The organism is Streptomyces sp. NPDC047085 (assembly GCF_040643735.1).
In the GTDB taxonomy this organism is placed as follows: domain Bacteria; phylum Actinomycetota; class Actinomycetes; order Streptomycetales; family Streptomycetaceae; genus Streptomyces.
Map to the genome: position 1 here is coordinate 152,218 of NZ_JBEYUW010000007.1, position 24,313 is coordinate 176,530.

At 71.4% G+C, this 24,313-nt stretch carries 26 protein-coding genes; 10 read left to right on the top strand and 16 right to left on the bottom strand.

Annotation, left to right across the window (positions count from 1 at the left end; translation table 11 throughout):
* Positions 1-119 precede the first annotated feature (119 nt).
* Both ABZ865_RS24430 and ABZ865_RS24435 read left to right on the top strand, forming a co-directional pair.
* Positions 120-1,475: a dipeptidase gene (locus ABZ865_RS24430; protein WP_361234049.1), complete on the top strand. Its 1,356-nt coding sequence runs from the start codon at positions 120-122 to the stop codon at positions 1,473-1,475.
* 62 nt (positions 1,476-1,537) lie between these two features.
* Positions 1,538-2,254: an MBL fold metallo-hydrolase gene (locus ABZ865_RS24435; protein WP_361234052.1), complete on the top strand. Its 717-nt coding sequence runs from the start codon at positions 1,538-1,540 to the stop codon at positions 2,252-2,254.
* 33 nt (positions 2,255-2,287) lie between these two features.
* On the opposite strand, the gene ABZ865_RS24440 is transcribed toward ABZ865_RS24435, so the two are convergent.
* Together ABZ865_RS24440 and ABZ865_RS24445 are read right to left on the bottom strand one after the other, a co-directional pair.
* Positions 2,288-3,331, bottom strand: coding sequence for an NUDIX domain-containing protein (locus tag ABZ865_RS24440; RefSeq protein WP_361234055.1), 1,044 nt, complete (start codon positions 3,329-3,331; stop codon positions 2,288-2,290).
* Positions 3,332-3,465: 134 nt separating this feature from the next.
* On the bottom strand, positions 3,466-3,657 hold the full coding sequence (locus ABZ865_RS24445) for a hypothetical protein (RefSeq protein ID WP_361234058.1): 192 nt from the start codon (positions 3,655-3,657) through the stop codon (positions 3,466-3,468).
* Between the two features lie 139 nt (positions 3,658-3,796).
* On the opposite strand from ABZ865_RS24445, the gene ABZ865_RS24450 reads away from it, so the two are divergent.
* The gene (locus ABZ865_RS24450) at positions 3,797-4,150 is read left to right on the top strand and encodes a hypothetical protein (protein ID WP_361234060.1); all 354 of its coding nucleotides are present in this window, start codon (positions 3,797-3,799) and stop codon (positions 4,148-4,150) included.
* A 3-nt stretch (positions 4,151-4,153) separates the two neighbouring features.
* Here the strand turns inward: ABZ865_RS24450 and ABZ865_RS24455 are convergent, their stop codons facing one another.
* The gene (locus ABZ865_RS24455) at positions 4,154-5,098 is read right to left on the bottom strand and encodes an ROK family protein (RefSeq protein WP_361234063.1); all 945 of its coding nucleotides are present in this window, start codon (positions 5,096-5,098) and stop codon (positions 4,154-4,156) included.
* A 248-nt stretch (positions 5,099-5,346) separates the two neighbouring features.
* On the opposite strand from ABZ865_RS24455, the gene ABZ865_RS24460 reads away from it, so the two are divergent.
* On the top strand, positions 5,347-6,396 hold the full coding sequence (locus tag ABZ865_RS24460) for a LacI family DNA-binding transcriptional regulator (RefSeq protein ID WP_361234066.1): 1,050 nt from the start codon (positions 5,347-5,349) through the stop codon (positions 6,394-6,396).
* A gap of 7 nt (positions 6,397-6,403) precedes the next feature.
* Positions 6,404-7,171: a hypothetical protein gene (locus tag ABZ865_RS24465; RefSeq protein WP_361234068.1), complete on the top strand. Its 768-nt coding sequence runs from the start codon at positions 6,404-6,406 to the stop codon at positions 7,169-7,171.
* 84 nt (positions 7,172-7,255) lie between these two features.
* Here ABZ865_RS24465 and ABZ865_RS24470 read toward each other — a convergent pair whose 3' ends face one another.
* The 6 genes from ABZ865_RS24470 to ABZ865_RS24495 all read right to left on the bottom strand — a co-directional run bounded on the left by ABZ865_RS24470 (position 7,256) and on the right by ABZ865_RS24495 (position 13,629).
* Entirely contained in the window at positions 7,256-8,782 is a 1,527-nt protein-coding gene (locus ABZ865_RS24470; protein ID WP_361234071.1) for a reprolysin-like metallopeptidase, read from the bottom strand.
* Positions 8,783-9,002: 220 nt separating this feature from the next.
* Positions 9,003-10,301: an aldolase gene (locus ABZ865_RS24475; RefSeq protein ID WP_361234074.1), complete on the bottom strand. Its 1,299-nt coding sequence runs from the start codon at positions 10,299-10,301 to the stop codon at positions 9,003-9,005.
* Between the two features lie 206 nt (positions 10,302-10,507).
* Complete coding sequence (locus ABZ865_RS24480) at positions 10,508-11,470, bottom strand: electron transfer flavoprotein subunit alpha/FixB family protein (protein WP_361234076.1); 963 nt, start codon at positions 11,468-11,470, stop codon at positions 10,508-10,510.
* A 53-nt stretch (positions 11,471-11,523) separates the two neighbouring features.
* On the bottom strand, positions 11,524-12,312 hold the full coding sequence (locus ABZ865_RS24485) for an electron transfer flavoprotein subunit beta/FixA family protein (protein ID WP_361234079.1): 789 nt from the start codon (positions 12,310-12,312) through the stop codon (positions 11,524-11,526).
* A gap of 218 nt (positions 12,313-12,530) precedes the next feature.
* Entirely contained in the window at positions 12,531-13,040 is a 510-nt protein-coding gene (locus ABZ865_RS24490; RefSeq protein WP_361234082.1) for a flavin reductase family protein, read from the bottom strand.
* A 208-nt stretch (positions 13,041-13,248) separates the two neighbouring features.
* Entirely contained in the window at positions 13,249-13,629 is a 381-nt protein-coding gene (locus tag ABZ865_RS24495; RefSeq protein ID WP_361234085.1) for a thioredoxin family protein, read from the bottom strand.
* A gap of 298 nt (positions 13,630-13,927) precedes the next feature.
* On the opposite strand from ABZ865_RS24495, the gene ABZ865_RS24500 reads away from it, so the two are divergent.
* Entirely contained in the window at positions 13,928-14,656 is a 729-nt protein-coding gene (locus ABZ865_RS24500) for a lysophospholipid acyltransferase family protein (RefSeq protein ID WP_361234088.1), read from the top strand.
* A 66-nt stretch (positions 14,657-14,722) separates the two neighbouring features.
* Here the strand turns inward: ABZ865_RS24500 and ABZ865_RS24505 are convergent, their stop codons facing one another.
* Positions 14,723-15,313, bottom strand: a complete 591-nt coding sequence (locus ABZ865_RS24505; RefSeq protein ID WP_361234091.1) for a transglutaminase family protein — start codon at positions 15,311-15,313, stop codon at positions 14,723-14,725.
* 161 nt (positions 15,314-15,474) lie between these two features.
* Positions 15,475-15,936 (bottom strand): carboxymuconolactone decarboxylase family protein, encoded by a 462-nt coding sequence (locus ABZ865_RS24510; protein WP_361234094.1) that lies wholly within the window; start codon positions 15,934-15,936, stop codon positions 15,475-15,477.
* Positions 15,937-16,033: 97 nt separating this feature from the next.
* Here ABZ865_RS24510 and ABZ865_RS24515 point away from each other — a divergent pair, with 97 nt between their 5' ends.
* Complete coding sequence (locus ABZ865_RS24515; protein WP_361234097.1) at positions 16,034-16,921, top strand: LysR family transcriptional regulator; 888 nt, start codon at positions 16,034-16,036, stop codon at positions 16,919-16,921.
* Positions 16,922-17,214: 293 nt separating this feature from the next.
* Here the strand turns inward: ABZ865_RS24515 and ABZ865_RS24520 are convergent, their stop codons facing one another.
* The 3 genes from ABZ865_RS24520 to ABZ865_RS24530 are packed head-to-tail and all read right to left on the bottom strand — an operon-like array spanning position 17,215 to position 20,464.
* On the bottom strand, positions 17,215-18,285 hold the full coding sequence (locus ABZ865_RS24520; RefSeq protein WP_361234099.1) for a low specificity L-threonine aldolase: 1,071 nt from the start codon (positions 18,283-18,285) through the stop codon (positions 17,215-17,217).
* Positions 18,282-19,028 carry an SDR family oxidoreductase gene (locus ABZ865_RS24525; protein ID WP_361234102.1) on the bottom strand — a complete coding sequence of 249 codons (747 nt, stop codon included), beginning with the start codon at positions 19,026-19,028 and terminating at the stop codon, positions 18,282-18,284. Before ABZ865_RS24525 ends, ABZ865_RS24520 begins: the two co-directional genes overlap by 4 nt.
* Before the next feature lie 38 nt (positions 19,029-19,066).
* Positions 19,067-20,464: a DUF6421 family protein gene (locus ABZ865_RS24530; RefSeq protein ID WP_361234105.1), complete on the bottom strand. Its 1,398-nt coding sequence runs from the start codon at positions 20,462-20,464 to the stop codon at positions 19,067-19,069.
* 403 nt (positions 20,465-20,867) lie between these two features.
* Here ABZ865_RS24530 and ABZ865_RS24535 point away from each other — a divergent pair, with 403 nt between their 5' ends.
* The gene (locus tag ABZ865_RS24535) at positions 20,868-21,551 is read left to right on the top strand and encodes a glycerophosphodiester phosphodiesterase family protein (RefSeq protein ID WP_361234108.1); all 684 of its coding nucleotides are present in this window, start codon (positions 20,868-20,870) and stop codon (positions 21,549-21,551) included.
* Positions 21,552-21,632: 81 nt separating this feature from the next.
* On the opposite strand, the gene ABZ865_RS24540 is transcribed toward ABZ865_RS24535, so the two are convergent.
* On the bottom strand, positions 21,633-22,172 hold the full coding sequence (locus ABZ865_RS24540) for a GNAT family N-acetyltransferase (RefSeq protein ID WP_361234111.1): 540 nt from the start codon (positions 22,170-22,172) through the stop codon (positions 21,633-21,635).
* Positions 22,173-22,279: 107 nt separating this feature from the next.
* Here ABZ865_RS24540 and ABZ865_RS24545 point away from each other — a divergent pair, with 107 nt between their 5' ends.
* Together ABZ865_RS24545 and ABZ865_RS24550 are read left to right on the top strand one after the other, a co-directional pair.
* Positions 22,280-22,672: a VOC family protein gene (locus tag ABZ865_RS24545; protein ID WP_361234113.1), complete on the top strand. Its 393-nt coding sequence runs from the start codon at positions 22,280-22,282 to the stop codon at positions 22,670-22,672.
* Between the two features lie 121 nt (positions 22,673-22,793).
* Complete coding sequence (locus tag ABZ865_RS24550) at positions 22,794-23,558, top strand: VOC family protein (protein ID WP_361234116.1); 765 nt, start codon at positions 22,794-22,796, stop codon at positions 23,556-23,558.
* Between the two features lie 63 nt (positions 23,559-23,621).
* Here the strand turns inward: ABZ865_RS24550 and ABZ865_RS24555 are convergent, their stop codons facing one another.
* A complete protein-coding gene (locus ABZ865_RS24555) occupies positions 23,622-24,104 on the bottom strand; it encodes a MarR family transcriptional regulator (protein ID WP_361234583.1) in 483 nt (160 codons plus the stop codon).
* Positions 24,105-24,313: the final 209 nt, after the last annotated feature.

Below are 24,313 nucleotides of genomic sequence, written 5' to 3' on the forward strand. Positions count from 1 at the left end.
AGCCGCTGCCGTGGTGTCCCCCGCATCCTACGGCGGCCGTCGCCGCAGGCCACTGTGGGAGTATCGGGGTACCTACCCTGTACATGCTGTTCAACGTCGCACCCACGAGGAGCGTGCCCATGTCGTCGAATCCGGTCGCCGAGACCGTCGCCTCGCTGCTGCCCCGGGCGAAGGCGGAGTTGGCCGAGCTGGTCGCCTTCAAGTCGGTGGCGGACTTCACGCAGTTCCCGAAGAGCGAGAGCGAGGCCGCCGCGAGCTGGATCGCGGACGCGCTGCGCGCCGAGGGATTCGTCGACGTGGCCCTGTTGGACACCCCGGACGGCACGCAGTCCGTCTACGGCTACCTGCCGGGCCCCGAGGGCGCGAAAACGGTTCTTCTCTACGCGCACTACGACGTGCAGCCGCCGCTGGACGAGGCCGGCTGGACCACCCCGCCGTTCGAGCTGACCGAGCGCGACGGCCGCTGGTACGGCCGCGGTGCCGCCGACTGCAAGGGCGGCGTGATCATGCACCTGCTCGCGCTGCGCGCCCTGAAGGCGAACGGCGGCGTCCCGGTGAACGTCAAGGTCATCGTCGAGGGCTCCGAGGAGCAGGGCACGGGCGGTCTGGAGCGGTACGCCGAGGAGCACCCGGAGCTGCTGGCGGCGGACACCATCGTGATCGGCGACGCGGGCAACTTCCGTGTCGGCCTGCCGACCGTGACCACCACCCTGCGCGGCATGACCCTGGTCCGGGTGCGGATGGAGACCCTCGCGGGCAATCTGCACTCCGGCTCGTTCGGCGGCGCCGCCCCGGACGCGCTCGCCGCGCTGATCCGCGTGCTGGACTCGCTGCGGGCCGAGGACGGCACGACGACGGTCGACGGACTGGACTCCACGGGCACGTGGGACGGCCTGGAGTACCCCGAGGAGCAGTTCCGCGCGGACGCCAAGGTGCTCGACGGGGTCGGGCTGATCGGCAACGGCTCGGTCGCCGACCGCGTCTGGGCCCGCCCGGCCGTCACCGTCCTCGGCATCGACTGCCCGCCGGTCGTCGGCGCCACCCCGTCCGTTCACTCCGGCGCCCGCGCGCTGATCAGCCTGCGGGTGCCGCCGGGCGTGGACGCGGCGGAGGCGACCAAGCTGCTGGAGGCCCACCTCACGGCGCACACCCCGTGGGGCGTCCGGGTCACCACCGAGCAGATCGGCCAGGGCCAGCCCTTCCGCGCCGACGCCACCAGCCCGGCCTACCAGGCGATGGCCGACGCGATGGCGGTCGCCTACCCGGGCGAGACCATGCAGTACGCGGGCGAGGGCGGCTCCATCCCGCTGTGCAACACCCTCGCGGGCCTGTACCCGCAGGCGGAGATCCTGCTCATCGGCCTGAGCGAGCCGGAGGCGCAGATCCACGCGCTCAACGAGAGCGTGTCCCCCCGGGAGCTGGAGCAGCTGTCGGTTGCCGAGGCGCTGTTCCTGCGCAACTACGCGGCGAGCTGAACCCTTCTGCCGACGGCAGAGCGCCCTCGTCCGCGGACGGGGGCGCTGCCTACGGTCGGCGCATGGACGTCATCGAACTGCTGCCCCGCCTCCGTCTCCTGCGCTTCCCGGTCGGCCAGGCCTATCTCTGGCGCGACGGCGAGGAGTTGACGCTCATCGACGCCGGTCTGGTCGGCTCGGGCCCGGCGATCGCCGACGCGGTCGCCGGGCTGGGCCGCGCGCCCGGGGACGTACGACGGATCGTGCTGACCCATTTCCACGAGGACCACGCGGGCGGGGCGGGCGAGTTCGCCGCTCTGAGCGGTGCCGAGGTGGTGGCCCACCACCTGGACGCGCCGTTCGTCAGCGGTGAACGACCGGGCCCGGCACCGGTGTTCGAGGACTGGGAGCTGCCGATCCACGCGGAGGTGTCACGGCACCTGCCCGAGGGCGAGCCGGTGCGGCCCCGGCATGTCACCCCCGTGTCCGACGGTGACGTGCTGGACTTCGGCGGCGGCGCACGGGTGATCCATGTCCCCGGGCACACGGACGGCAGCATCGCCCTGTTCGTCCCGGACGAGGGCGTGCTGTTCACGGGTGACACGGTGGCGGCCTCGCCGGTCGACGGCGCGATGATGCCGGGCGTGTTCAACCTGGACCGGCCGCGACTCCTCGACTCCTTCCACCGGTTGGCCGGACTCGACTCCGAGGTGGCGTGTTTCGGCCACGGCGACCCGGTGGTGGGGCGGGCCTCGCGCGCCCTTCGGGAGGCGGCGGACCGCCACCCGGCCGCCGGCTGACTCCCCCGCCCGCTCGGCGGCCGGACAGCCGCGTCAGCCGACCGGGACGCCTGCCTCCAGATAGAGCGCGGCCCCGCGCTCACGGGCCCTGAGGGCCCAGCGCAGCCGCTCGTAGCGCACGGGGGGCAGCATGCCGGCGGCCTCCTGCTCGGTGGCGAAGCGCCAGGCGCGCAGCTCCGGCCCCGGCAGCAACACCCGGGAGGCCTCGGCGGAGTCGAGCCGGCCACCGTCGAAGAGCAGCCGCAGTCCGCCGTAGCCGGGGGGCGCGGGCCGCTCCCAGTCGACGACGAGCAGCCGGGGCACCTCCCGCAGCCGTATCCCGGTCTCCTCGGCGACCTCGCGCATCCCGGCCCGGGCCGGGGCCTCGCCGCGCTCCACCACACCGCCGGGGAACTCCCAGCCGGGCTTGTAGGTGGGGTCCACGAGCAGCACCCGGTCCCGCTCGTCGAAGAGGAGCACACCGGCGGCGACGGTCTCGGCGGTGGGCTCGGGGGTCTGCACGATGTCGCAGGGCGGTACGGCGCCGGTGCCGACGGCGTCGGCGACGCGGACGGCGGTCTCGTACGGGGTGAGGGCGCTGGTGTCGACGAGGTGGGCGTCGGCGGTGAGCCAGGAGGCGAGGGCGGCCCGGTAGGGCTCGATGTGGTCGTACGCCCACTGCCGCTGCCGTATCTCGCCGTCGGGCAGGTCGGGCGGTGTCTCCCGGCCGGCCATCCGCTCGCGCAGGATCGTTTCCGCCGGGGCGAGGAGCAGATGCCGTACGGGGATCCGGCGGGCGGCGAGACCGCCGAAGATCTCGTCGCGGTACTCCTGGCGCAGCAGGGTCATGGGCACCACGAGGGTGCCGCCCAGCTCGGCGAGGAGCGCGGCCGCCGTGTCGATCACGAGCCGCCGCCAGATGGGCAGGTCCTGGACGTCGCCGGCCTCGGCGAGACGCTTGGGCGGCAGCAGGTGCGAGAGCGTTCCCCCGATGATCTCCGGGTCGAAGAGCGTGCTGTTCGGGATCAGTTCGATCAGTTCCCGTGCGGCGGTTGTCTTCCCCGCACCGAACGCGCCGTTGATCCAGACGACGGTCACGGACTCCCCCTCTTCTGTTGGCCCCCTGTGGCTTGCCCGCTCCACCCTGCCACGGAAACCCCCTGCTGATGAGGGCGCGCACACGGGAGGGCCGGCACCCCTCCCGCAGGGGTACCGGCCCTCCGCCCGCCGGGCTACTCCTGGCCGAGGGCGTTCTCGTCCAGGGCGAAGCTGTCCTGGCTGACGAGATGGTCGACCGTGCCGAGGGTGTCGGTGACCTTGAGGTCGTCGAGCGCCCCCTGCTCCGCCGCGTGGGACGGGGTGACGGCGGCCACGACGAATCCGGTGGCGAGGGAGGCGATGGCGAGCATGCTGCGCTTCTTCATGCCGTGGTCAACTGCCGAACCCGCCCGGAGTCACGCGGGTCCCGGCGAAACCTCGTGGCAGCGGCGATCAAGGGGCCGGTATCGTCCGGATCCCCGCCGGCCGGAAGCCGGCGATCCACGAACCAGGAGTACGACGGCCATGACCAGCCCCCACCCGACCACCACCCTCTGGCGCCCCACCGGCCCCAAGGAGCTGGACCTGGTCCGGGAACTGGCGTGGAGGGCGTGGCCGCCCCGGCTGCCCGAGCAGCCGATCTTCTACCCGGTGCTCAACGAGGACTACGCGATCCGGATCGCCCGGGACTGGAACGTCAAGCACGACGGCGCAGGTTTCGTGACCCGCTTCGAGGTGGACTCCGCGTTCGTCTCCCGCTATCCCGTTCAGCAGGCCGGCGGCGAGACCATCCTCGAACTGTGGGTACCGGCCGAGGAACTGGACGAGTTCAACGCGCACATCGTCGGCCGTATCGAGGTCGTGCACGAATTCCGCTGAACCTCACACGGCCGTCGGCCGCGGTACATGCAGGGCCGCCGCGGCCGCCCCCACCAGGCCCGCGTCCGTGCCCATCTGTGCGGGTGCCACCGTCAGGCGCCGGACGAAGGACAGGGTCGCGTAGTCGGCGAGGGCCTTGCGCAGCGGGGTGAAGAGGATGTCGCCGGCCTTGCCGACGCCGCCGCCGATCACCGCGATGTCGATCTCGACGAGGGTGGCGGTGGCCGCGATGCCGGCCGCGAGGGCCTGTGCGGCGCGCTCGAAGGAGGCCACGGCGACCGGGTCCCCCGCGCGGGCGGCGGCGGCCACCGCGGCGGCGGACGTGTCGCCGTCGGGGCCGGGCCGCCAGCCCCGCTCCAGGGCGCGCCGGGCGATGTTGGGGCCGCTGGCGATGCGCTCGACGCAGCCGCGCGAACCGCACGGACAGGGGTCGCCGTCCAGGTCGACGCTGATGTGTCCGATGTGGCCGGCGTTGCCGGTCGGGCCGGGGTGCAGCTGCCCGTTCAGGACCAGGCCGCCGCCCACGCCGGTGGAGACCACCATGCACAGCGCGTTGTCGTGGCCGCGGGCGGCGCCCTGCCAGTGCTCGGCCGCGGTGATCGCCACGCCGTCGCCGATCAGCTCGACAGGCAGGCCGCCGGTGGCCGCCCGCACCCGCTCCACCAGCGGGAACTCGCGCCAACCCGGCACGTTCACCGGGCTCACCGTGCCCGCCGAGGCGTCGACCGGGCCCGCGCTGCCGATACCGATGGAACCCGCGCGTCCCCACAGCGGCGACCCGGCGAGGTCGACGAGCACCTCCTCGACGGCCCGCATGACCGTCTCGCCGTCCTGCTGCGCGGGCGTGGCGCGCTGGGCGCGCGTCTGGATCCGGCCGTTGCCGTCCACCAGCGCGCCGGCGATCTTGGTGCCGCCGATGTCCAGGGCCGCCACGAGGTCGGTGTGCATCAGAGTCAGATCTCCCCGTTGATCCGTGGGACGGAGCGAAGCGAACCGTCAGAAGAAGCGAAATCAGAGAATCGCCGCAGGCCGGTCGCGGTGGGGGCGCGGGCCGGGGAACAGCGCTGGACAGTCTCTCGCGGATCTGACAACGTTGTCCAGGCTCTATGCTCGACGCCACATCCTCATACATCCGCCGGATCGACGCACCACCACCCCCGGTGGACGCTCCGGACGACAGGACAGGACGCAGCATCGTGCCCGAGACCACCCGCCGCGCAGACCGCATCACCGGGACCCGCTACGGCAACCGTCCGACGATGAAGGACGTGGCCGCGCGGGCCGGGGTCGGCCTGAAGACGGTGTCCCGCGTGGTCAACGGCGAGCCCGGGGTCACCCCGGACACCGAGCGCCGGGTGCAGGAGGCGATCGACGCGCTGGGCTTCCGCCGCAACGACAGCGCGCGTGTGCTGCGCAAAGGCCGTACGGCAAGCATCGGCCTCGTCCTGGAGGATCTGGCGGACCCCTTCTACGGCCCCCTGAGCCGGGCGGTCGAGGAGGTGGCCCGCGCGCACGGCGCCCTGCTGATCAACGGCTCCAGCGCCGAGGACCCGGAGCGGGAGCAGGAGTTGGCGCTGGCGTTGTGCGCGCGGCGGGTGGACGGTCTGGTGGTGATCCCGGCCGGGGACGACCACCGTTATCTGGAGCCGGAGATCAAGGCGGGCGTGGCGACGGTGTTCGTGGACCGGCCGGCCGGGCGGATCGACGCCGATGTCGTCCTGTCCGACAACTTCGGCGGCGCCCGTGACGGCGTCGCGCACCTGATCGCCCATGGTCACCGGCGGATCGGCTTCATCGGCGACATGCCCCGCATCCACACCGCGGCCGAGCGGCTGCGCGGCTACCGGGCCGCCATGGAGGACGCGGGGATACCGGTCGAGGAGCAGTGGATGTCCCTCGGGGCGACCGACCCGGAGCGGGTGCGCCGGGCGGCCGAGGAGATGCTGTCCGGGCCCTCCCCGGTCACCGCCGTCTTCACGGGCAACAACCGGGTGACGGTCACCGTGATCCGGGTGCTCGCCGAGCAGTCCCGCCCGGTCGCTCTCGTCGGCTTCGACGACTTCGAACTGGCCGACCTGCTCCAGCCCGGCGTGACGGTCGTCGCGCAGGACGCGGCCGCGCTGGGCCGTACCGCCGCCGAGCGTCTCTTCCGCCAGCTGGACGGCGTCCTGGTCGCCCCGGAGCGCATCGAGCTGCCGACCCGGCTGATCGCGCGCGGCTCCGGCGAGCTGCCGCCCGCGGACTGAGCCGCCCGTGGCCGGCCGCACCCTGGACGAACTCGGCCTCGGTGAGGCACCCCGCGACCATCCGCTGACCTACCCGGGCGCCTGGCCCGCCGACTCCGGCCTGCTGCACGGCGACCGGTTGCTGCCGCTGGAGCGCCTGGTCTACGACGACCGGGTGCCGGTCCTGGCCGTCGGCTCCAACGCCTGCCCCGGTCAACTCCGGTACAAGATGCAGGAGTCCGGGGTCGACTCCCCCTTACCCATGGTCCGGACGCGGGTGCGCGGGATCGCCGTGGGCGTCTCCGCGCACGTCAGCCTCATGGGCTATGTCTCCGCGTCGCCCGTCAAGTCCCCGCAGGCGTCGGCCGAGTTGTTCGTCATCTGGCTGGATCCACGGCAACTGGCCGTGGTCGACGCCAGCGAGGGCGCCCCGCGCGCGGACGGCAACTACCGCCGGACGTGGCTGACCGCACCGGACGTACGCGTCGAATTGACGGGCGGTCAGGTGCTGCCCGGGGTGCACACGTACGTCAATCAGCACGGGGTGCTGCGCGGCGGCGACGGCATCGCGCGCCGCCACCCCGGCCAGCACGCCCTGCTCACCGAACTCCTGCTGGACTGCGCCCCGTTGAGAGAGCTGTTCGGCGACAGTCCGGAGGAGTTCTGCGCCCGGGCCCGCGCGGACGCGGCCCTGTGCGCGCAGGGCACGCGGCTGTTCCGGGAGCAGGGGTGGGTGACGCAGTCGGGACTCGAGCCCTACGCGGAGCCGGCCGCCCGGGACGTCCGGCACCGGTGAGTCGGGACCATGGCCGGCCGTGCCGGGTACGGCCGACGGCCATGGTCGCGACACCCGCCGGTCAGTGGTGCGACGGGTGTGCGCTCACGGAGTCCGGTTGAAGCGCGCGACGATGCTGCGGTCCTTGTCCATGGTGATCTGGTAGTCCGTCGTGGTGTCGGTCTGCGCCACGCCGTCGACGTCCCAGCCCGCGAACACGTAGCCGGAGGCCGGGTGGGCGGTGACGGTCACCTGCGTACCGGGGTCGTAGGGGCCGAACTCGCTGACCGTGACGGTGCCGCCGCCCGCTGGGGAGACGGACAGCTTGAGGTTGTGCCGGTTGGTCACCTTCGAGGCGCGGTAGCCGGACACGAGGGGGGTGGCGAGACGTGCGATGCCGGCGTTGTTGTTCTTCGCGTCGCCGAGGGCCTGTCCGCCGACCGTGTTGGTGGTGTTGGAGTACTGATTGATGACCTTGCAGGTGGGCAGGCAGGGCGTGTTGTAGGCCATCAGCGTGTGGTACTTCTTGTCGGCGGTGATCCAGCCGAAGTTGGTGTCGTTCGCTCCCGGCGGCGTCTCCCCGTTGTTCGTGATCGTCTGGCGGTCGTGCCGCATGCCCAGGTTGTGGCCGATCTCGTGGCCCAGGTTGTCCCATTCCTTCACCGACAGGACGCTGGTGACGGAGTAGGCGCTCTCGCTGGTGCCCGAGGTCACGGGCAACGGCAGGTCGGCCGTGCCGGAGCTGTTCTGGGCGGGGATGGAGGCGAGCAGGGCCACCAGGTCGGCGCCGTAGAGGTCCCGGTTCGCGTGGGCCAGGGAGCCGAGCGTCAGGTCGTTGCGGTTGTTGAGCTTGGCGAGCAAGGTGCTGGTGGACGGGTCGGCGCCGCCGAACGGCGTCGTCTGGTACGAGTGGACGACGTGCACGCTGGCCGGCACACGGCTGGTGGCGAAAGCCTTGTTGAGCTGGCTCACTCCGTAGCGGATCCGGGCCTCCACCTCCGGCACCCCGCCGAGTTCGGTGACGGCCGCGGGGGTGTAGGCGACGAGGACGTCGATGGCGACCGGGCTGTTGTCGTCGGCCCTGGGTGTCCTCTCCGCGTGCCCGGGACGGTGGGCCCGCGGCTCCAGGGTCACGGTGTCGCCCGGCTGTCCGCTGGGGGGCAGCTTCAGCGTGTCGATCTCCTGGAGGAGGTACTCGCCCCGACGCTTGGGCAGGGGGGTGAACACATAGTCCTTGGTGCCGATCTCGATGACGCCGTCGAGGGTGACCGAGCCGCCCTTGTCCTTGCAGGCTCCGATGACGGACAGGGAGACCGTGTTCTCGGGGTTCTTCGGGTCGAAGCCGTCCCAGTAGACGGTGCCGTCCGGGTCCTTGTGGTAGTAGTCCCGCTCGGCGGTGAAGCCCCGGGTGTTGTGGAAGAGAGGCCAGGTGCGGCGCTCCGGCACCCCCTCCTCCTGCGTGCGGCACAGCGAGGCGTAGTCCTTGGCGTTCGCGCGCAGCACGGCGCTGCGCACCACCCACGGCTCGTCAGAACCCGTCCCGCCGTGTGCGGGAGGAGTGGCCATGGCCAAGGGCAGGGGGGCCAGGAGAGCGGTCGCCGCGGTACAGGCGACCAACAGGGAACGACGCATCGACGACGTCAGCCTTCCTGTGGGGGAATTTGTCCCATGATCAGCGTCGAAGCGCGTCAGGCCGTCGAGCGCGTACCCGCAGGAGCGATGTCGTTCAGAGGTTCATCCGGTCAGCCGCCCCGGCCGGCCCCGGCGCCCGCGGCGCCCGCGGCGACCGGGGAGGCCGGGGAGGCCGGGGAGGCCAGGGCAACCGGCAGGCCGGGGCCGTGAGGACGGCGGGCTACTTCGCCGAGGCCGTCAGGTCGCCGCGCCGGGGCGCCGCGAAGCCCTCCAGGTCGGCGCGGGTCAGGCCGGTGAGCCGGGCGACCTCGGCGATGTCGAGGGCGCCGCAGTCCAGGCCGCGCAGCAGGTAGCCGCTGAGGGCCTTGGCGGTGGCGGGCTCGTCCATGACGTCGCCGCCCGCGCGGTTGGCGTAGCGGGCGAGCCGGGCCGCGGCCTGCTCGAAGCCCTCGCGGTAGAAGGCGAAGACGGCCGCGTAGCGGGTCGGGATGTGGCCGGGGTGCATGTCCCAGCCCTGGTAGTAGGCGCGGGCGAGGGCGCGCCGGGTGAGGCCGTAGTGGAGGCGCCAGGCGGCGTGGACCTTCTCGGTGGGGCCGACCGGGAGGACGTTGGTCGAGCCGTCCGAGACGCGTACGCCGGTGCCGGCGGCGGCGACCTGCATGATCGCCTTGGCGTGGTCGGCGGCCGGGTGGTCGCTGGCCTGGTAGGCGGCGGAGACGCCGAGGCAGGCGCTGTAGTCGAAGGTGCCGTAGTGCAGGCCGGTGGCGCGGCCCTCGGCGGCCTGGATCATGCGGGCGACGGTCGCGGTGCCGTCGGTGGCGAGGATGGACTGGCTGGTCTCGATCTGGATCTCGAAGCCGAGCCGGCCGGCGTCGAGCCCGTGGGCCTTCTCGAAGGCCTCCAGGAGGCGTACGAAGGCGCCGACCTGCTCGGCGTACGTCACCTTCGGCAGGGTCAGCACCAGTCCCTCGGGCAGGCCGCCGGCCTCCATCAGTCCGGTGAGGAACACGTCGAGGGTGCGGATGCCCCGGTCGCGCACCGGGGCCTCCATGCACTTCATGCGGATGCCCATGTACGGGGCCGCCGTGCCGTTCCGGTACGCCTCGGCGATCAGGCGGGCGGCGCGGGCGGCGGCCTCGTCCTCCTCGGCGTCCGGGCGGGGGCCGTAGCCGTCCTCGAAGTCGACGCGCAGGTCTTCGATCGGCTCGCGCTCCAGCTTGGCGCGAACCCGGGAGTACACGGGCTCGGCGAGGTCGTCGGAGAGGCCGAGGACGGCGGCGAACGAGGCGGCGTCCGGCGCGTGTTCGTCCAGGGCGGCGAGGGCCTGGTCGCCCCAGGAGCGGATGGTGTCGGCGGCGAAGGCGTCACCGGGGACGTACACGGTGTGGACGGGCTGCCGGGTGCCGGGGTCTCCGGGGTAGCGGCGCTCCAGCTCCGCGTCGACCGGCGCGAGGGAAGCGCTGATCTCCTCGCTGACCGCGCCCGCGAGGCTCGTCGCCACCTTCTCCTGCTGACCCATCCCAACCCTCCAGTTTTCCGCTTTACGGAATCAATAATCCGCAGAATGAAGTTATCCGGGGTGGTTCCCGCTGGTCAACACCCTGCGGAGGCTGGTCGACTCCCTCCGGAAGACTGGTCGGCTCCCGCCGGGACTCATCCAGCATGCACCGAGGCCCCTGTGACCGCGCCGGTCACAGGGGCCTCGGGCAGGCGCCGCGGGGAGGCTCAGCCCTTGCGGGCCTTGACCTCCTCGGTCAGCTGCGGGACGACGTCGAACAGGTCGCCGACGACGCCGTAGTCGACCAGCTCGAAGATCGGGGCCTCGGGGTCCTTGTTGACCGCGACGATCGTCTTCGAGGTCTGCATACCGGCGCGGTGCTGGATGGCGCCGGAGATGCCGTTGGCGATGTACAGCTGCGGCGAGACGGACTTGCCGGTCTGGCCGACCTGGTTGGTGTGCGGGTACCAGCCCGCGTCCACCGCGGCACGCGAGGCACCGACGGCCGCGCCGAGCGAGTCGGCGAGCGCCTCGATGATCGCGAAGTTCTCCGCGCCGTTGACGCCACGGCCACCGGAGACCACGATCGCGGCCTCGGTCAGCTCCGGACGGCCCGTCGACTCACGCGGCGTGCGGCCGGTGACCTTGGTGCCGGTGGCCTTGTCGGAGAAGGTGACGGCCAGCGCCTCGACGGCACCGGCGGCCGGGGCGGCCTCGACGGCGGCCGAGTTCGGCTTGACCGTGATGACCGGGGTGCCCTTGATGACACGGGACTTGGTGGTGAAGGACGCGGCGAACACCGACTGGGTGGCCACCGGGCCCTCGTCGCCGGCCTCGAGGTCGACGGCGTCGGTGATGATGCCGGAGCCGATGCGCAGCGCCAGGCGGGCGGCGATCTCCTTGCCCTCCGCGGAGGACGGGACCAGCACGGCGGCCGGGGAGACGGCCTCGTGGGCGGCCTGCAGGGCGTCCACCTTCGGGACGACCAGGTAGTCGGCGTACTCGGACGCCTCGTGGGTCAGCACACGGGTCGCGCCGTGCTCGGCGAGGGTCGCGGCGGTGTCGGCGGCGCCGCCTCCCAGCGCGACGGCGACGGGCTCGCCGATGCGGCGGGCCAGCGTCAGCAGCTCCAGGGTCGGCTTGCGGACGGCACCGTCCACGTGGTCGACGTAGACGAGGACTTCAGCCATGGGATTGCTCTCCTGCGTAACGAAGTTGAGGGGCGGTCAGCGGGGGCGAGCCCTTAGATGAACTTCTGGCTCGCGAGGAACTCAGCGAGCTGCTTGCCGCCCTCGCCCTCGTCCTTGACGATCGTGCCCGCGGTGCGCGCGGGGCGCTCGTTCGCGGCCTCGACCTTGGTGTACGCGCCGTCCAGGCCGACCTCCTCGGCCTCGATGTCGAGGTCGGACAGGTCCCAGGACTCCACCGGCTTCTTCTTGGCCGCCATGATGCCCTTGAAGGACGGATAGCGGGCCTCACCGGACTGGTCGGTCACGGAGATGACGGCCGGGAGCTGCGCCTCGAGCTGCTCGGATGCGGCGTCGCCGTCGCGGCGGCCCTTGACGGTGCCGTCCTCGACCGAGACCTCGGAGAGCAGGGTGACCTGCGGGACGCCCAGGCGCTCGGCCACGAGAGCCGGGACGATACCGCCGGTGCCGTCGGTGGAGGCCATGCCGGAGACGACCAGGTCGAAGCCGGCCTTCTCGATCGCCTTGGCCAGCACCAGCGAGGTGCCGATGGCGTCGGTGCCGTGCAGGTCGTCGTCCTCGACGTGGATGGCCTTGTCGGCACCCATGGACAGCGCCTTGCGCAGCGCGTCCTTGGCGTCCTCCGGGCCGACCGTCAGAACGGTGACCTCGACGTCGTCGTCCGAGTTCTCGGAGATCTGCAGCGCCTGCTCGACCGCGTACTCGTCCAGCTCGGAGAGCAGACCGTCCACGTCGTCGCGGTCGACGGTCAGGTCATCGGCGAAGTGCCGGTCGCCAGTGGCGTCGGGCACGTACTTCACAGTGACAACGATCCTCAAGCTCACGCCGGCTCTCCTACTGCATCGTTATTTCCTGGCTGCCTCTTGCAGGCAGCATAGGCGCCTCAAGCGGCCGATCCCGGTCGGGACGTCCGCGCGCTCCGACCGAAATATTACTCGTCAGTACACCCAGTTCCTGCCCGCTAAGCAAGCGCTTTGAACTGTGACCTTCGCAACGCAGCGTAACCGGAACTCGACGGCTTCGCAGGCGGGGAGAAGGGTGATCAATCCCGCAGAGCGGTGAACCTGCCCTGGTGGTAAAGGAGCGGGCGGCCCGTGCCGGTGGGGTCGCCGAGGACCACCTCGGCCAGCACGATCCGGTGATCACCGGCCGGGACACGGCCGACGACCCGGCAGACCAGCCAGGCGAGCACGTCGTCCAGGACGGGTACGCCTTCCGGTCCCTCGCGCCAGGCGGTGGGCGCGCCGAAGCGGTCGGCGCCGCTGCGGGCGAAGGTGGCGGCCAGGTCGCTCTGGTGCTCGCCGAGTATGTGGACGCCGACGTACTCCGTCGCCGCGATGGCCGGCCAGCTGGAGGCGCCGGTGCCGATGCCGAAGGAGACGAGCGGGGGGTCGGCGGAGACGGAGGTGAGAGAGGTGGCGGTGAAGCCGACCGGGCCGGCGGCTCCGCGCGCGGTGATCACCGCGACACCGGCGGCGTGCCGGCGGAAGGTGGAGCGCAGGAGGTCGGGGGTCGCGAGCTGGAAGGTGCCGAGGTCGGGCGTGGCCGTCATGGAGTTGTCCTTCTGCTGGGGATGGCGAGCGGGTGCGTGACTGCTCAGCAGTCCGGACAGCGCGCGCTCGCGGTGCGGGCCAGGTCGACGTGGACCCGCCCGTAGAGAAGGAGTTCGATCGGCATACGGTCAGGCTGACGATAGGTGACGCTTGCAGTCAAGTTCGGTCCGGGATCTGGGAGAGGTCTCACCAGGTGCCGACACGGCGTCACACGGCCTCCCCGAGTGCCGCGATGACGTCCGCTTTGCGGGGCTGTCCGGTGGCGCGCCGCACCACCCGGCCGGTCGCGTCGAGCACCAGCACGGTGGGCGTCCTGAGGATCTCCAGCTCGCGTACGAGGTCCAGGCGGGCCTCCGCGTCGATCTCGACGTGGGCGACGCCCGGGACCATTGCGGCGACCTCGCCGAGGACGCGCCGGGTGGCCCGACAGGGCGCGCAGAAGGCGCTGGAGAACTGTACGAGCGTGGCCCGCTCCCCCAGTTCGCCGCCCAGGTCGACCGCGCCGAGCCGCCTGCCGTCGTTCCGCCCGCGCACCCGTGTCCTCCCGCTCCGCCGCGCCGTCCGTCCGGTCTCCATCCGCACAAGCATCCACGAGGCGGCGAGGATTCCCGACGCCGGGATCGGTTTTGACTGTGAATCGACTGATGGACGGATGTTCCGGGAGCGGGCCGGGAACGGGTCGGGACCGGCTGCGGAGCAAAGGCACCTTAAAGATCCGAGGTCGGATGTAGGCCGACGTGACGAGGATCTCGCCGCCACGGGGCACCAGGACTGGCTCCGCGTCCGTTCTTCGGGCACGATCTGCGAGACGCCGAAAACCTACGGCTGCGTAACTTCCCGCCGGGAGCCCCTTTCCCGAGCAGAGCAGAAAGGGTCGATCCCACCCATGGCAGAGCTGGTCTACCGTCCCGTCGTCGGATTCGCCAAGACGCTGTTCAAGGTGTGGGACCTCAAGATCGACTGCATGGGCTCGGAGAACATCCCGCGCACCGGCGGCGCCGTGCTGGTGAGCAATCACATCAGCTATCTGGACTTCATCTTCAACGGCCTGGCGGCGCTGCCGCAGAAGCGTCTGGTGCGCTTCATGGCGAAGGAGTCCGTCTTCCGCCACAAGGTGTCGGGGCCGCTGATGCGCGGGATGAAGCACATCCCGGTCGACCGCAAGCAGGGCGAGGCCGCCTACGCGCACGCGCTGGACTCGCTGCGCTCCGGCGAGGTCATCGGGGTGTTCCCGGAGGCCACGATCTCGCAGTCCTTCACCCTGAAGAGCTTCAAGTCCGGTGCGGCGCGCCTCGCCCAGGAGGCGGGCGTCCCGCTGGTCCCGATGGCGGTGTGGGGCACGCAGCGGCTGTGGACCAAGGGTCACCCGCGCAACTTCAGGCGCAGCCACACCCCGATCACGATCCGCGTGGGCGAGGCGGTCGAGGCCCCCCGCGACCAGTACGCGGGGGCGATCACCCGTCGGCTGCGCGAGTGTGTCCAGGAGTTGCTGGACACCGCCCAGCGCGCCTACCCCGCGCGCCCCAAGGGACTCGACGACTCCTGGTGGCTGCCGGCCCATCTGGGCGGCACGGCACCGACGGCGGAGCAACTGAAGGCGGCCGAGGCGCACTGACACCCCGTTGACGGCCGGGCGGGGGTGGCGGACGGCGCGGTGGGCGTGGGCGTCGGCCGGCTCGGTTCAGAGTGCGGTGGGGAGCGTCTTCCACAGGTACGGCCGGTCCGGGGCCGCCTTCAGGGCGTCGAGGACGACCGGATGGGGTGCGGCGTACAGGACGGGATAGTCCAGCTCGTCGGACGCGGGGTCCGGGGTCCAGGCCAGTCGCTCCCCGTCGAGGGAGAACTGTGCGTCGACGCCCGGTTTGTTGCCGCGCGGATCCTGCCGGTGCCACGCGCCGTTGAAGCGCGCGGCGACCAGGCCGTGGACGGCGTGGCCACCTTCGTCGTCCGCCAGGCGCTGGTAGCACAGGGCGGTGGGGATGTCCTCGGCGCGCAGCAGTGCGGCGAGGGCGTGGCACTTGGCGTAGCAGATGCCGGTGCGCAGGCTCAGGACGTCGGAGGCGCGCCAGGTGACGCGGAGGTCGCCGGAGTCCTGGGAGTGCGGGATGGTGTCGCGCACGAACTCGTACGCGGCGCACGCATACTCATACGAGTCTGCCGCCCCTGCGGCCAGGCGGGCGGCCGTGTTCCGCACGATCGGATGGTGATGGTCGATGACCTCGTCGGCGGCCAAGTAGGCGGACAGGTCGGCGTTTTCCTGGATCAGCTCCATGGCCGCAGAGCATAGGAATGCGACCACCCGAGCGTCAATGACTTTTCAGTAGACCGCATATCTATGCACAACCGTGCATGCGCAGAGCCGCGCCGGACCGGCGCCCTTTCGGGCTGCGGTCCGGCGCGGCCCCGGGTCAGCTCGCGGTGCGGGCGGGCGGATCAGCCCCAGGACGTGCCGGCCGGCTCGCGGACCACGGCGTTGAGGCGGTTGAAGAAGTTGGTGACGCCGATCAGCAGGATCAGCGCGGAGAGCTGCTCCTCGCCGTAGTACCCGCGCAGGCGGTCCCACAGTTCGTCGGACACCGCGTCCTCGGAGCGGTCGGCCAGCCTGGTGGTCCGTTCGGCGAGTTCGAGCGCGGCGCGCTCGGCGTCTGTGAAGAACGGTGCCTCCCGCCAGGCGGCGACCGTGGCGATCCGCTCCTCGCTCTCGCCCGCCTTGCGCAGGTTCTGCACATGGGCGTGGACGCAGGCGCTGCAGCCGTTGAGCTGGCTGGCGCGCAGCGCGACGATCTCCTGCAGCTCGTGCGTGATTCCGCCCTGGCCGATGGCCTTGATGATGCTGCCGATGCCCTTCATCGCGTCCGGCAGGACGAACGCGGGATTCTTCATGCGTGATTCCATGCCGCCCAGCCTCCCGGCCGACCATCACCATGATCAACGTAGACTTCCGCGCTGATCGATAACCGTGGGATTATCGATCGAGGACACGGGGGGTCCAGTGGAAATCCGGGACATCGAGATCTTCCTGGTGCTCGCCGAGGAGTTGCACTTCGGCCGGGCCGCCGAGCGCCTGCACGTCTCCCAGGCGCGAGTCAGCCAGACCATCAAGAAGCAGGAGCGCCGGATCGGCGCCGCGCTGTTCGAGCGCACCAGCCGTACGGTTCGGCTGACCGAGGTCGGCCGGCAGCTGCGCGACGATCTGCAGCCTGTGTACATGGGCCTGCACGAGTCGCTGGAGCGGGCCAGGATGGCCGGGCGGGGAGTGACCGGGCGGCTGCGGGTCGGCATGATGCCGTTCAACATCGTCGACCTGCACCACTACTGGCGTACGTTCCGCAGGCGCCATCCCAGATGGGAGCTGCAGATCAGGCCGGCGCCGTACGCCGACCCGTTCGGCGCGCTGCGCGCCGGCGCCATGGACGTCTTCGTCGCCTGGCTGCCGGTGGAGGAACCGGATCTGACGGTCGGCCCGACGCTGCTCACTGACCCTCGGGTGCTGGCCGTGGCCGACCACCACGAGCTCGCCGGGCGCGACACCGCGCCGCTGGAGGCGTTCGCGGACTTCGCGCACGCGACCACCACCGGCGTCCCGGACTACTGGGAGGACAGCTACCTGCCCTTCCACACCCCGCGCGGCCGTGCCATCGAGCGTGCCCATCTGGTGCTCGGCCCGGACGAGTTGATCAGTCTGATCTCGATGGGTGACATCGTGCAGACATTCCCCCGCCACGTGACGCGGTACTGGGGCATGCCGAACATCCGCTGGCTGCCGGTGCCCGATCTGGCCATCCTCCGCTACGCGCTGGTCTGGCGCGGCGAGGCCGAGAACGACGCGATCCGCGCGCTCGCCGACACCGTGCGCGACCTGGGCACGCTCGTGCTCTGATCAGTGCCTGTGGCTGATGATCAGCCGACTATGCCGACGGCGAGCCGGTCGGATGCGAGGAGATCGCCAAGGACCTGAGCCGGCGTGCCTCGTGCAGGTGGAGCGGTTCTGGGCCCGGGTCGGCGGGAGGGAGGAGCTCGGCGCCCTGCTGAACCCGACGAACGCCTCCCCGCCCAAGTTGCTGCACTGGTCGAACCGGCGCAGACACCACCGAGCCGCCGCCCGTCGCAGCCACTACCGATGACGACTCGGCAGTCCTTCAACCGGATGAATCACGAAGTCACACTGGAGTGCTAGCGCGCCATCTCCTCCTTGAGCGCCGCCACGAACGCGTCGACGTCCTCCTCGGAGGTGTCGAACGAGCACATCCAGCGGACGGTCCCGGCCGCCTCGTCCCAGAAGTAGAACCGGAACCGCTTCTGCAGCCGCTCGCTCACGTCGTGCGGGAGCTTGGCGAAGACGCCGTTCGCCTGCACCGGGTAGAGGATCTCCACGCCGTGCACCGCGCGGACGCCCTCGGCCAGGCGCTGCGCCATCTCGTTGGCGTGCCGGGCGTTGCGCAGCCACAGGTCCTTGGCGAGCAGGGCCTCCAGCTGCACGGAGACGAAGCGCATCTTGGAGGCGAGCTGCATCGACATCTTCCGCAGGTGCTTCATCTGCCGCACCGCGTCCTGGTTGATGACGACGACCGCCTCGCCGAACACCGCGCCGTTCTTCGTCCCGCCCAGCGAGAGGATGTCGACGCCGACCGCGTTGGTGAACGTCCGCATGGGGACGTTCAGGGAGGCGGCGGCGTTGGCGATCCGGGAGCCGTCCAGGTGCACCTTCATGCCGTGCGCGTGGGCGTGCTCGCAGATCGCGCGGATCTCCTCGGGCGTGTAGAGCGTGCCCAGCTCCGTGGACTGGGTGATCGAGACGACCTGCGGCATGGCGCGGTGCTCGTCCTCGAAGCCCCAGGCCTGCCGGTCTATCAGCTCGGGCGTGAGCTTGCCGTCCGGCGTGGGCACGGTGAGCAGCTTGAGGCCGCCCATGCGCTCGGGGGCGCCGCCCTCGTCCACGTTGATGTGCGCGCTCTCGGCGCAGATCACCGCGCCCCAGCGGTCGGTGACCGCCTGGAGCGCGACGACGTTCGCGCCGGTGCCGTTGAAGACCGGGAACGCCTCCGCAGTGGCCCCGAAGTGGCTGCGGATGATCCCCTGGAGGTTCTCGGTGTAGTCGTCCTCGCCGTACGCCACCTGATGGCCGCCGTTGGCCAGGGCCAGGGCGGCCATCACCTCCGGATGCGCCCCGGCGTAGTTGTCACTGGCGAAACCGCGGACCGTCGGGTCGTGATGGCGACGCGCGTCGGTCTTGGGGGGGTTCACGGCTTCTCGGTCAGCCACAGACGGTTTCCGTTCACTTCGGCGGCGGGCTCGCTCCAGACGCCCACGATGGCCTCGGCCAGGTCCTTGACGTCCGTGAAACCCGCGAACTTCGCGTTGGGGCGTTCGGCGCGCATCGCGTCGTGCACCAGCGCCTTCACGATCAGGATCGCAGCAGCCGCGCGCGGCCCCTCCTCGCCCCCCTCCTTGCGCAGGCCGTCGGCCATGGCCAGCGTCCAGGCCTCGGCGGCCGCCTTGGCGGCGGAGTACGCGGCGTTGCCCGCGGTGGGCTTCGACGCGCCGGCGGCGCTGATCAGCAGGTAGCGGCCGTTGCCGCTGCGCTGCAGGGCGTCGTGGAAGGCCAGGGAGGTGTGCTGCACGGTGCGGATGAGCAGCTTCTCCAGCAGGTCCCAGTCGGCGAGGTCGGTCTCGCCGAAGTTCGCGCTGCCGCGCCAGCCGCCGACCAGGTGGACCAGGCCGTCGACGCGGCCGTACTCCTTCTCGATGTGCTCGGCCCAGGCTCGGGTCGAGTCGAGGTCGAGCAGGTCCACCGTCTCGCCGGTGACCGTGGCGCCGCCGTTGGCGTAGCGGGCCGCGTCCACGGCCTCGGCGAGGCGGCCGGGGTCGTTGTCCGCGCCGACGACGGTCGCGCCCGCCTCGGCGAGCCGGATCAGGGCCGCGCGCCCCGCGGGACCACCCGCGCCGGCGACCGCGACGACCGCACCACTGAGAACCCCGTTCCCCATGTCGTTCCCCTCTTCAGCAGTGTTCTGGACGCGGTCGCTCATGCGGCGAGCCGCTCGGCGCTGTCCGCCGTGATGCCCTTGGTGGAGGCGATCACGTTCTTCAGCTTCTTGGACAGGGCCTCAAAGAACATGCTCAGCGGAAACTCGTCCGGAAGCACGTCGTCCACCAGCTTGCGCGGCGGCTGGGTCAGGTCCAGGGCGTCGGGGCCCTTGGCCCACTTGGAACCGGGGTGCGGGGCGAGGTAGGTGGAGACCAGCTCGTAGCCGGCGAACCAGTGCACGAGCTTCGGGCGGTCGATGCCGTCCCGGTACAGCTTCTCGATCTCGGCGCACAGCTGGTTGGTGACCTGCGGGGCGCGCTCCCAGTCGATGGAGAGCTTGTTGTCGGTCCAGCGGATGACGTCGTGCTTGTGCAGGTAGGCGAAGAGCAGCTGGCCGCCGAGGCCGTCGTAGTTGCGGTTGCGGTCGCCGGTGACCGGGAAGCGGAACATGCGGTCGAAGAGCACCGCGTACTGCACGTCACGGGCCTGCGGGACGCCGTCCGCCTGGAGCTTGACGGCCTCCTTGAAGGCGGTCAGGTCGCAGCGCAGCTCCTCCAGGCCGTACATCCAGAACGGCTGGCGCTGCTTGATCATGAACGGGTCGAACGGCAGGTCGCCGTGGCTGTGGGTGCGGTCGTGGACCATGTCCCAGAGCACGAAGGCCTCTTCGCAGCGCTTCTGGTCGTGGACCAGCGCGGCGATGTCCTCGGGCAGCTCCAGGCCCAGGATCTCGACGGCGGCGTCGGTGACCCGGCGGAAGCGGGCGGCCTCGCGGTCGCAGAAGATGCCACCCCAGGAGAATCGTTCCGGCGCCTCGCGCACGGCGATGGTCTCCGGGAAGAGGACGGCGGAGTTGGTGTCGTAACCGGCCGTGAAGTCCTCGAACGTGATGCCGCAGAACAGCGGGTTGTCGTAGCGGGTGCGCTCCAGCTCGGCCAGCCACTCCGGCCACACCATGCGCAGCACGACCGCCTCGAGGTTGCGGTCCGGGTTGCCGTTCTGCGTGTACATCGGGAAGACGACCAGGTGCTGCAGGCCGTCCGTGCGGCCCGCCGCGGGCTGGAAGGCCAGCAGGGAGTCGAGGAAGTCCGGCACCTCGAAGCCGCCTTCGGCCCAGCGGCGCAGATCCCGCACGAGGGCCTCGTGGTAGGCGGCGTCGTGCGGCAGCAGCGGGGAGAGCTGCTCGACGGCCTCGACGACACGGCGTACGGCCGCCTCGGCGTCCGCCCGCTCCGGGGCGCCCTCGGCCTCGAAATCGATCGATCCGTCCTTCGACTGCCATGGCCGGATCTGCTCCACGGCATTCTTGAGCGCCGGCCAGGCCGGGTGCTCAACCACCCTGGTCAGCGAAGGAACCTGCTCCTTCGTAGCCGCCTGCACAAGAATTTCCGTCATGTCCCATCCTCCACGGGAGAACCTCGCGTATGGACACCGTATGCATACCCGGTTCTGCCCAGCAAGAGGGGAATCCGAAAAAAATTCTGCGGAACCGCATGGTCACCGACATTTTTCCTGCGGTAAACCGTGACGGCGCTCACTTCCGCCGCACACAAGGACGTCACGCCGGGAGAAAACCCACCGATCGGATCCGGCCGGTCAATGCCGGGAGGACTCGCCCACGCCTGGGTGACGGCGGAGCGGGCAGGAGCCAGGTGCCGCGCGCGCCGCACCGCGTTCCCCCGCGCAGGTGCGGGTTCATCGCGGGACCTGGCCATTAGGCTGCGACCTTGCCGCGCGGACGACGACGCCCGTCGGGTCCGCGGGTGCCGAGCCGCCGTCGACGGAAGCGAGTTGAACCTTGAACTTCCTTACCATCGGTCACCGCGGGGTCATGGGTGTCGAGCCCGAGAACACCCTTCGTTCCTTCGTCGCCGCGCAGCAGGCCGGCCTCGACCTCATCGAACTCGATCTGCACCTGAGCAAGGACGGCGCGCTGGTCGTCATGCACGACGCGGAGGTGGACCGCACGACCGACGGCACCGGGCCGATCGCCGAGAAGACCCTCGCCGAACTGCGCGCCCTGGACGCGGGCCGCGGGGAGCGGGTGCCGGTGTTCGAGGAGGTCCTGGACGCGGTGAAGGCGCCCCTGCAGGCCGAGATCAAGGACGTCGCGGCCGCCAGGGCGCTGGCGGAGGTCATGCACCGGCGGGACCTGGTCTACCGGGTCGAGGTGATCTCGTTCCACGACGAGGCGATCGCCGAGATCGCCCGGCTGGTGCCGGGCGTGCGCACCGGGCTGGTCGCGAGCCGCTACGGCACGGACGTCGTGGAGCGCGCGACCAAGGTGGGCGCCACGACGCTCGTGCTCAACATTCGCCGGCTGACCCTGGAGATCGTCGAGCAGGCGCGCAAGGCCGGGCTCAGGGTCATCGGCTGGGTGGTCAACACGCAGGACGATCTGCGGCTGGTCCGCGCGCTTCAGTTGGACGGCGCGACGACCGACTACCCGGAGATCAAACGGACCGCCCGCTTCACGGCGTGAAGTCGGCCGCGTGGCGTGACGGTCGGCTCCACGGCCTGATCGTCAGCTGCACGGCCTGATCGTCAGCTGCATGGCGCGGTGTCAGGCGAGTTCCTTGACCAGCAGCTCGAACTGCAGGTCGTCGCGCTGCGGGATGCCGAAGCGCTCGTCGCCGTACGGGAACGGTGTCATCCTGCCCGTACGGCGATAGCCGCGGCGCTCGTACCAGGCGATCAGGTCGTCCCGGACCGAGATCACCGTCATGTGCATCTCGGTGACGCCCCAGGTCTCCCTGGCCTGCCGCTCCGCCTCCGCTATGACGATCTTGCCGAGGCCCGCGCCCTGGAGGGCCGGACTGACCGCGAACATGCCGAAGTAGGCGTGGCTGCCGCGGTGTTCGAGCTGGCAGCAGGCGACGATCCTGCCGTCCTGCTCGACGGTCAGCAGCCGGCTGTCGGGCGACTTGACGACCTCCAGCACGCCCTCGGGGTCGGTGCGCTGCCCCTCCAGGATGTCCGCCTCGGTGGTCCACCCGGCCCGGCTGGCGTCTCCCCGGTACGCGGACTCGACGAGCGCGACGAGGGCGTCGACGTCGGCGGCGGTGGCGTCTCGGAACGTCGGGCGGGCGGCGGTGCTGTCCATGGAGGCGGTCTCCGATCTCGGGCGCTGCTGAGCCAGGGTCGAGGGTAACTGTGTCAGACCCCGCGTCTGCGACAGGATCCGCCGGACAGGCCTTAGGCTCCGGACGCATGGTGCACGTTCTCGGCAGCCGGACACTGCTGCGCCCCACGGATCCGGAACGCTCTCGTGTCTTCTACGGGGAGCGGTTGGGCCTGGCCGTCTATCGCGAGTTCGGCACGGGCCCGGAGCGCGGGACCGTGTACTTCCTCGGCGGCGGTTTCCTGGAGGTCTCCGGGCGCTCCGAGACCCCGCCGTCGCCCGGGGTGCGGCTGTGGCTGCAGGTCGAGGACGTGGCCGCCGCGCACGAGGAGCTGCGGGCGAACGGCGTCGAGATCGCTCGGCCGCCGGTGAAGGAGCCGTGGGGCCTGGTCGAGATGTGGATCGCCGATCCGGACGGCATCCCGATCGTGCTGGTGGAGGTGCCGGCGGACCATCCGCTGCGCTACCGGCCCGGCGTCTGACACGCCTCCGGATGGCCGCTGTCAGTGGTGGGGGCTAGCGTGCGAAGAGGGATCCGCCCGCGCGCGGATGCCCGTTGCCGGCTCACCGCTACCCGCTCTGCCGTATCCGGAGGGAACCGTCATGAAGTTCGACAAGCCCGTGCTCGGTGGCCCCTGCTGGACCGAACTGGGGACCAGCGATCTGGAGGGGGCCAAGCGGTTCTACGCCGAGCTGTTCGGCTGGCGGCCCGAGACGGATCCCCGCCCGGAGGCGGGCGGTTACACCATGGCGCACCTGGGGGACGCCGCGGTCGCCGCGCTCACCCCGCTCTACCAGGACTCCCAACCGGTCGCCTGGAACGTGTCGTTCGCGGTGGCGGACGCCGACGAGGCGGCACGGCAGGTGGAGGAGGCCGGCGGGACCGTGGTCGTCGGCCCGATGGACGTCTTCGACGTGGGGCGCTTCGCGGTGGCCCTGGACCCGACCGGCGCCGCCTTCCAGCTGTGGCAGGCACGCTCCTTCCCCGGCGCGGGGCTGTTCAACGCGCCCGGCACGCTCGGCTGGGTGGAGCTCGCCACCCGTGACACCGACCGGGCCCGGGACTTCTACACCACGGTCTTCGGCTGGACCGTCAACGCCTCGCCCGAGTACACGCAGTGGGGCCTGGCCGGGGAGGACTTCGGCGGGATGTCCGACATGGCCGCCCGGTTCCCGCCCGAGGTGCCGCCGCACTGGATGCCGTACTTCGCGGTGGACGACGTGGCCACGACGGTGGAGGTCGCCGATCGGGCGGGCGGCAGCGTCGTCCTGGCACCCGTGTGGATCGGGGACGTCCGCCGTATCGCGGTGCTGCGGGACCCGCAGGGCGCCGTGTTCGGTGTGCACAACGCGAGCGAGGAGGGCTGACCTCACGCGTGCGAGGGCCGGGGGCCGACTTCGGGTGGGCGGGGGCGAGGAGGGCCGGGCGTCTCAGGTGCGCAGCGCGCCCATCCGGCCCTCCAGTCCGCTGAGCAGGCCGCCGAGCAGGGCGGCCAGTTCACTCTGGCTCTCGGGCGCGAGAGCGGACAGCACGGCCGTCTCGTAGGCGAGTTGCTCGGGGAGGATGCCGTCCACGAGGTCGCGGCCCGCGTCGGTGAGGCGCAGGTGGGCGACGCGGCGGTCGCGGGTGTCGCCACGCCGCTCGACCAGTCCGCGCTCGGTGAGGTGCTTGAGCCGCTTGGTGACGGCGGCCCCGGAGGAGAAGGTCTCCCGGGCCAGCTCCCCCGGAGTCAGCTCGTGGCCGGTACGGCGCAGCGCGCCGAGCAGGTCGAACTCCGGGCGGCTGAGCTCGGCCCGGCGCAGCGGGGCGTCCTCGGCCTGCTGGAGGAGGGCGGCGCAACGGTTGATCCGGCCGATGACCTCCATGGGCGCGGTGTCCAGCCCGGGGTGGACGGCCTGCCATTGCCGGACCACGGTGGCGACGGTGTCGCCCTGCGCGCCGGGCCGCCCGGCCGTCGGCCCCTCCTCGCCCTCCGCTTCGCCGCCGGCGGCGGGCTGCCCCGTCGTCTCCGCCCCGTGCTGCTCGGCCTCTTCGGCCGCATCGGAACCTTGGATCTCATCGACACCTTCGGTCCCCGGCCGCTCCCCTGTCGCATGGCCCCCGGCCCCGGCTCCCGGCCGCC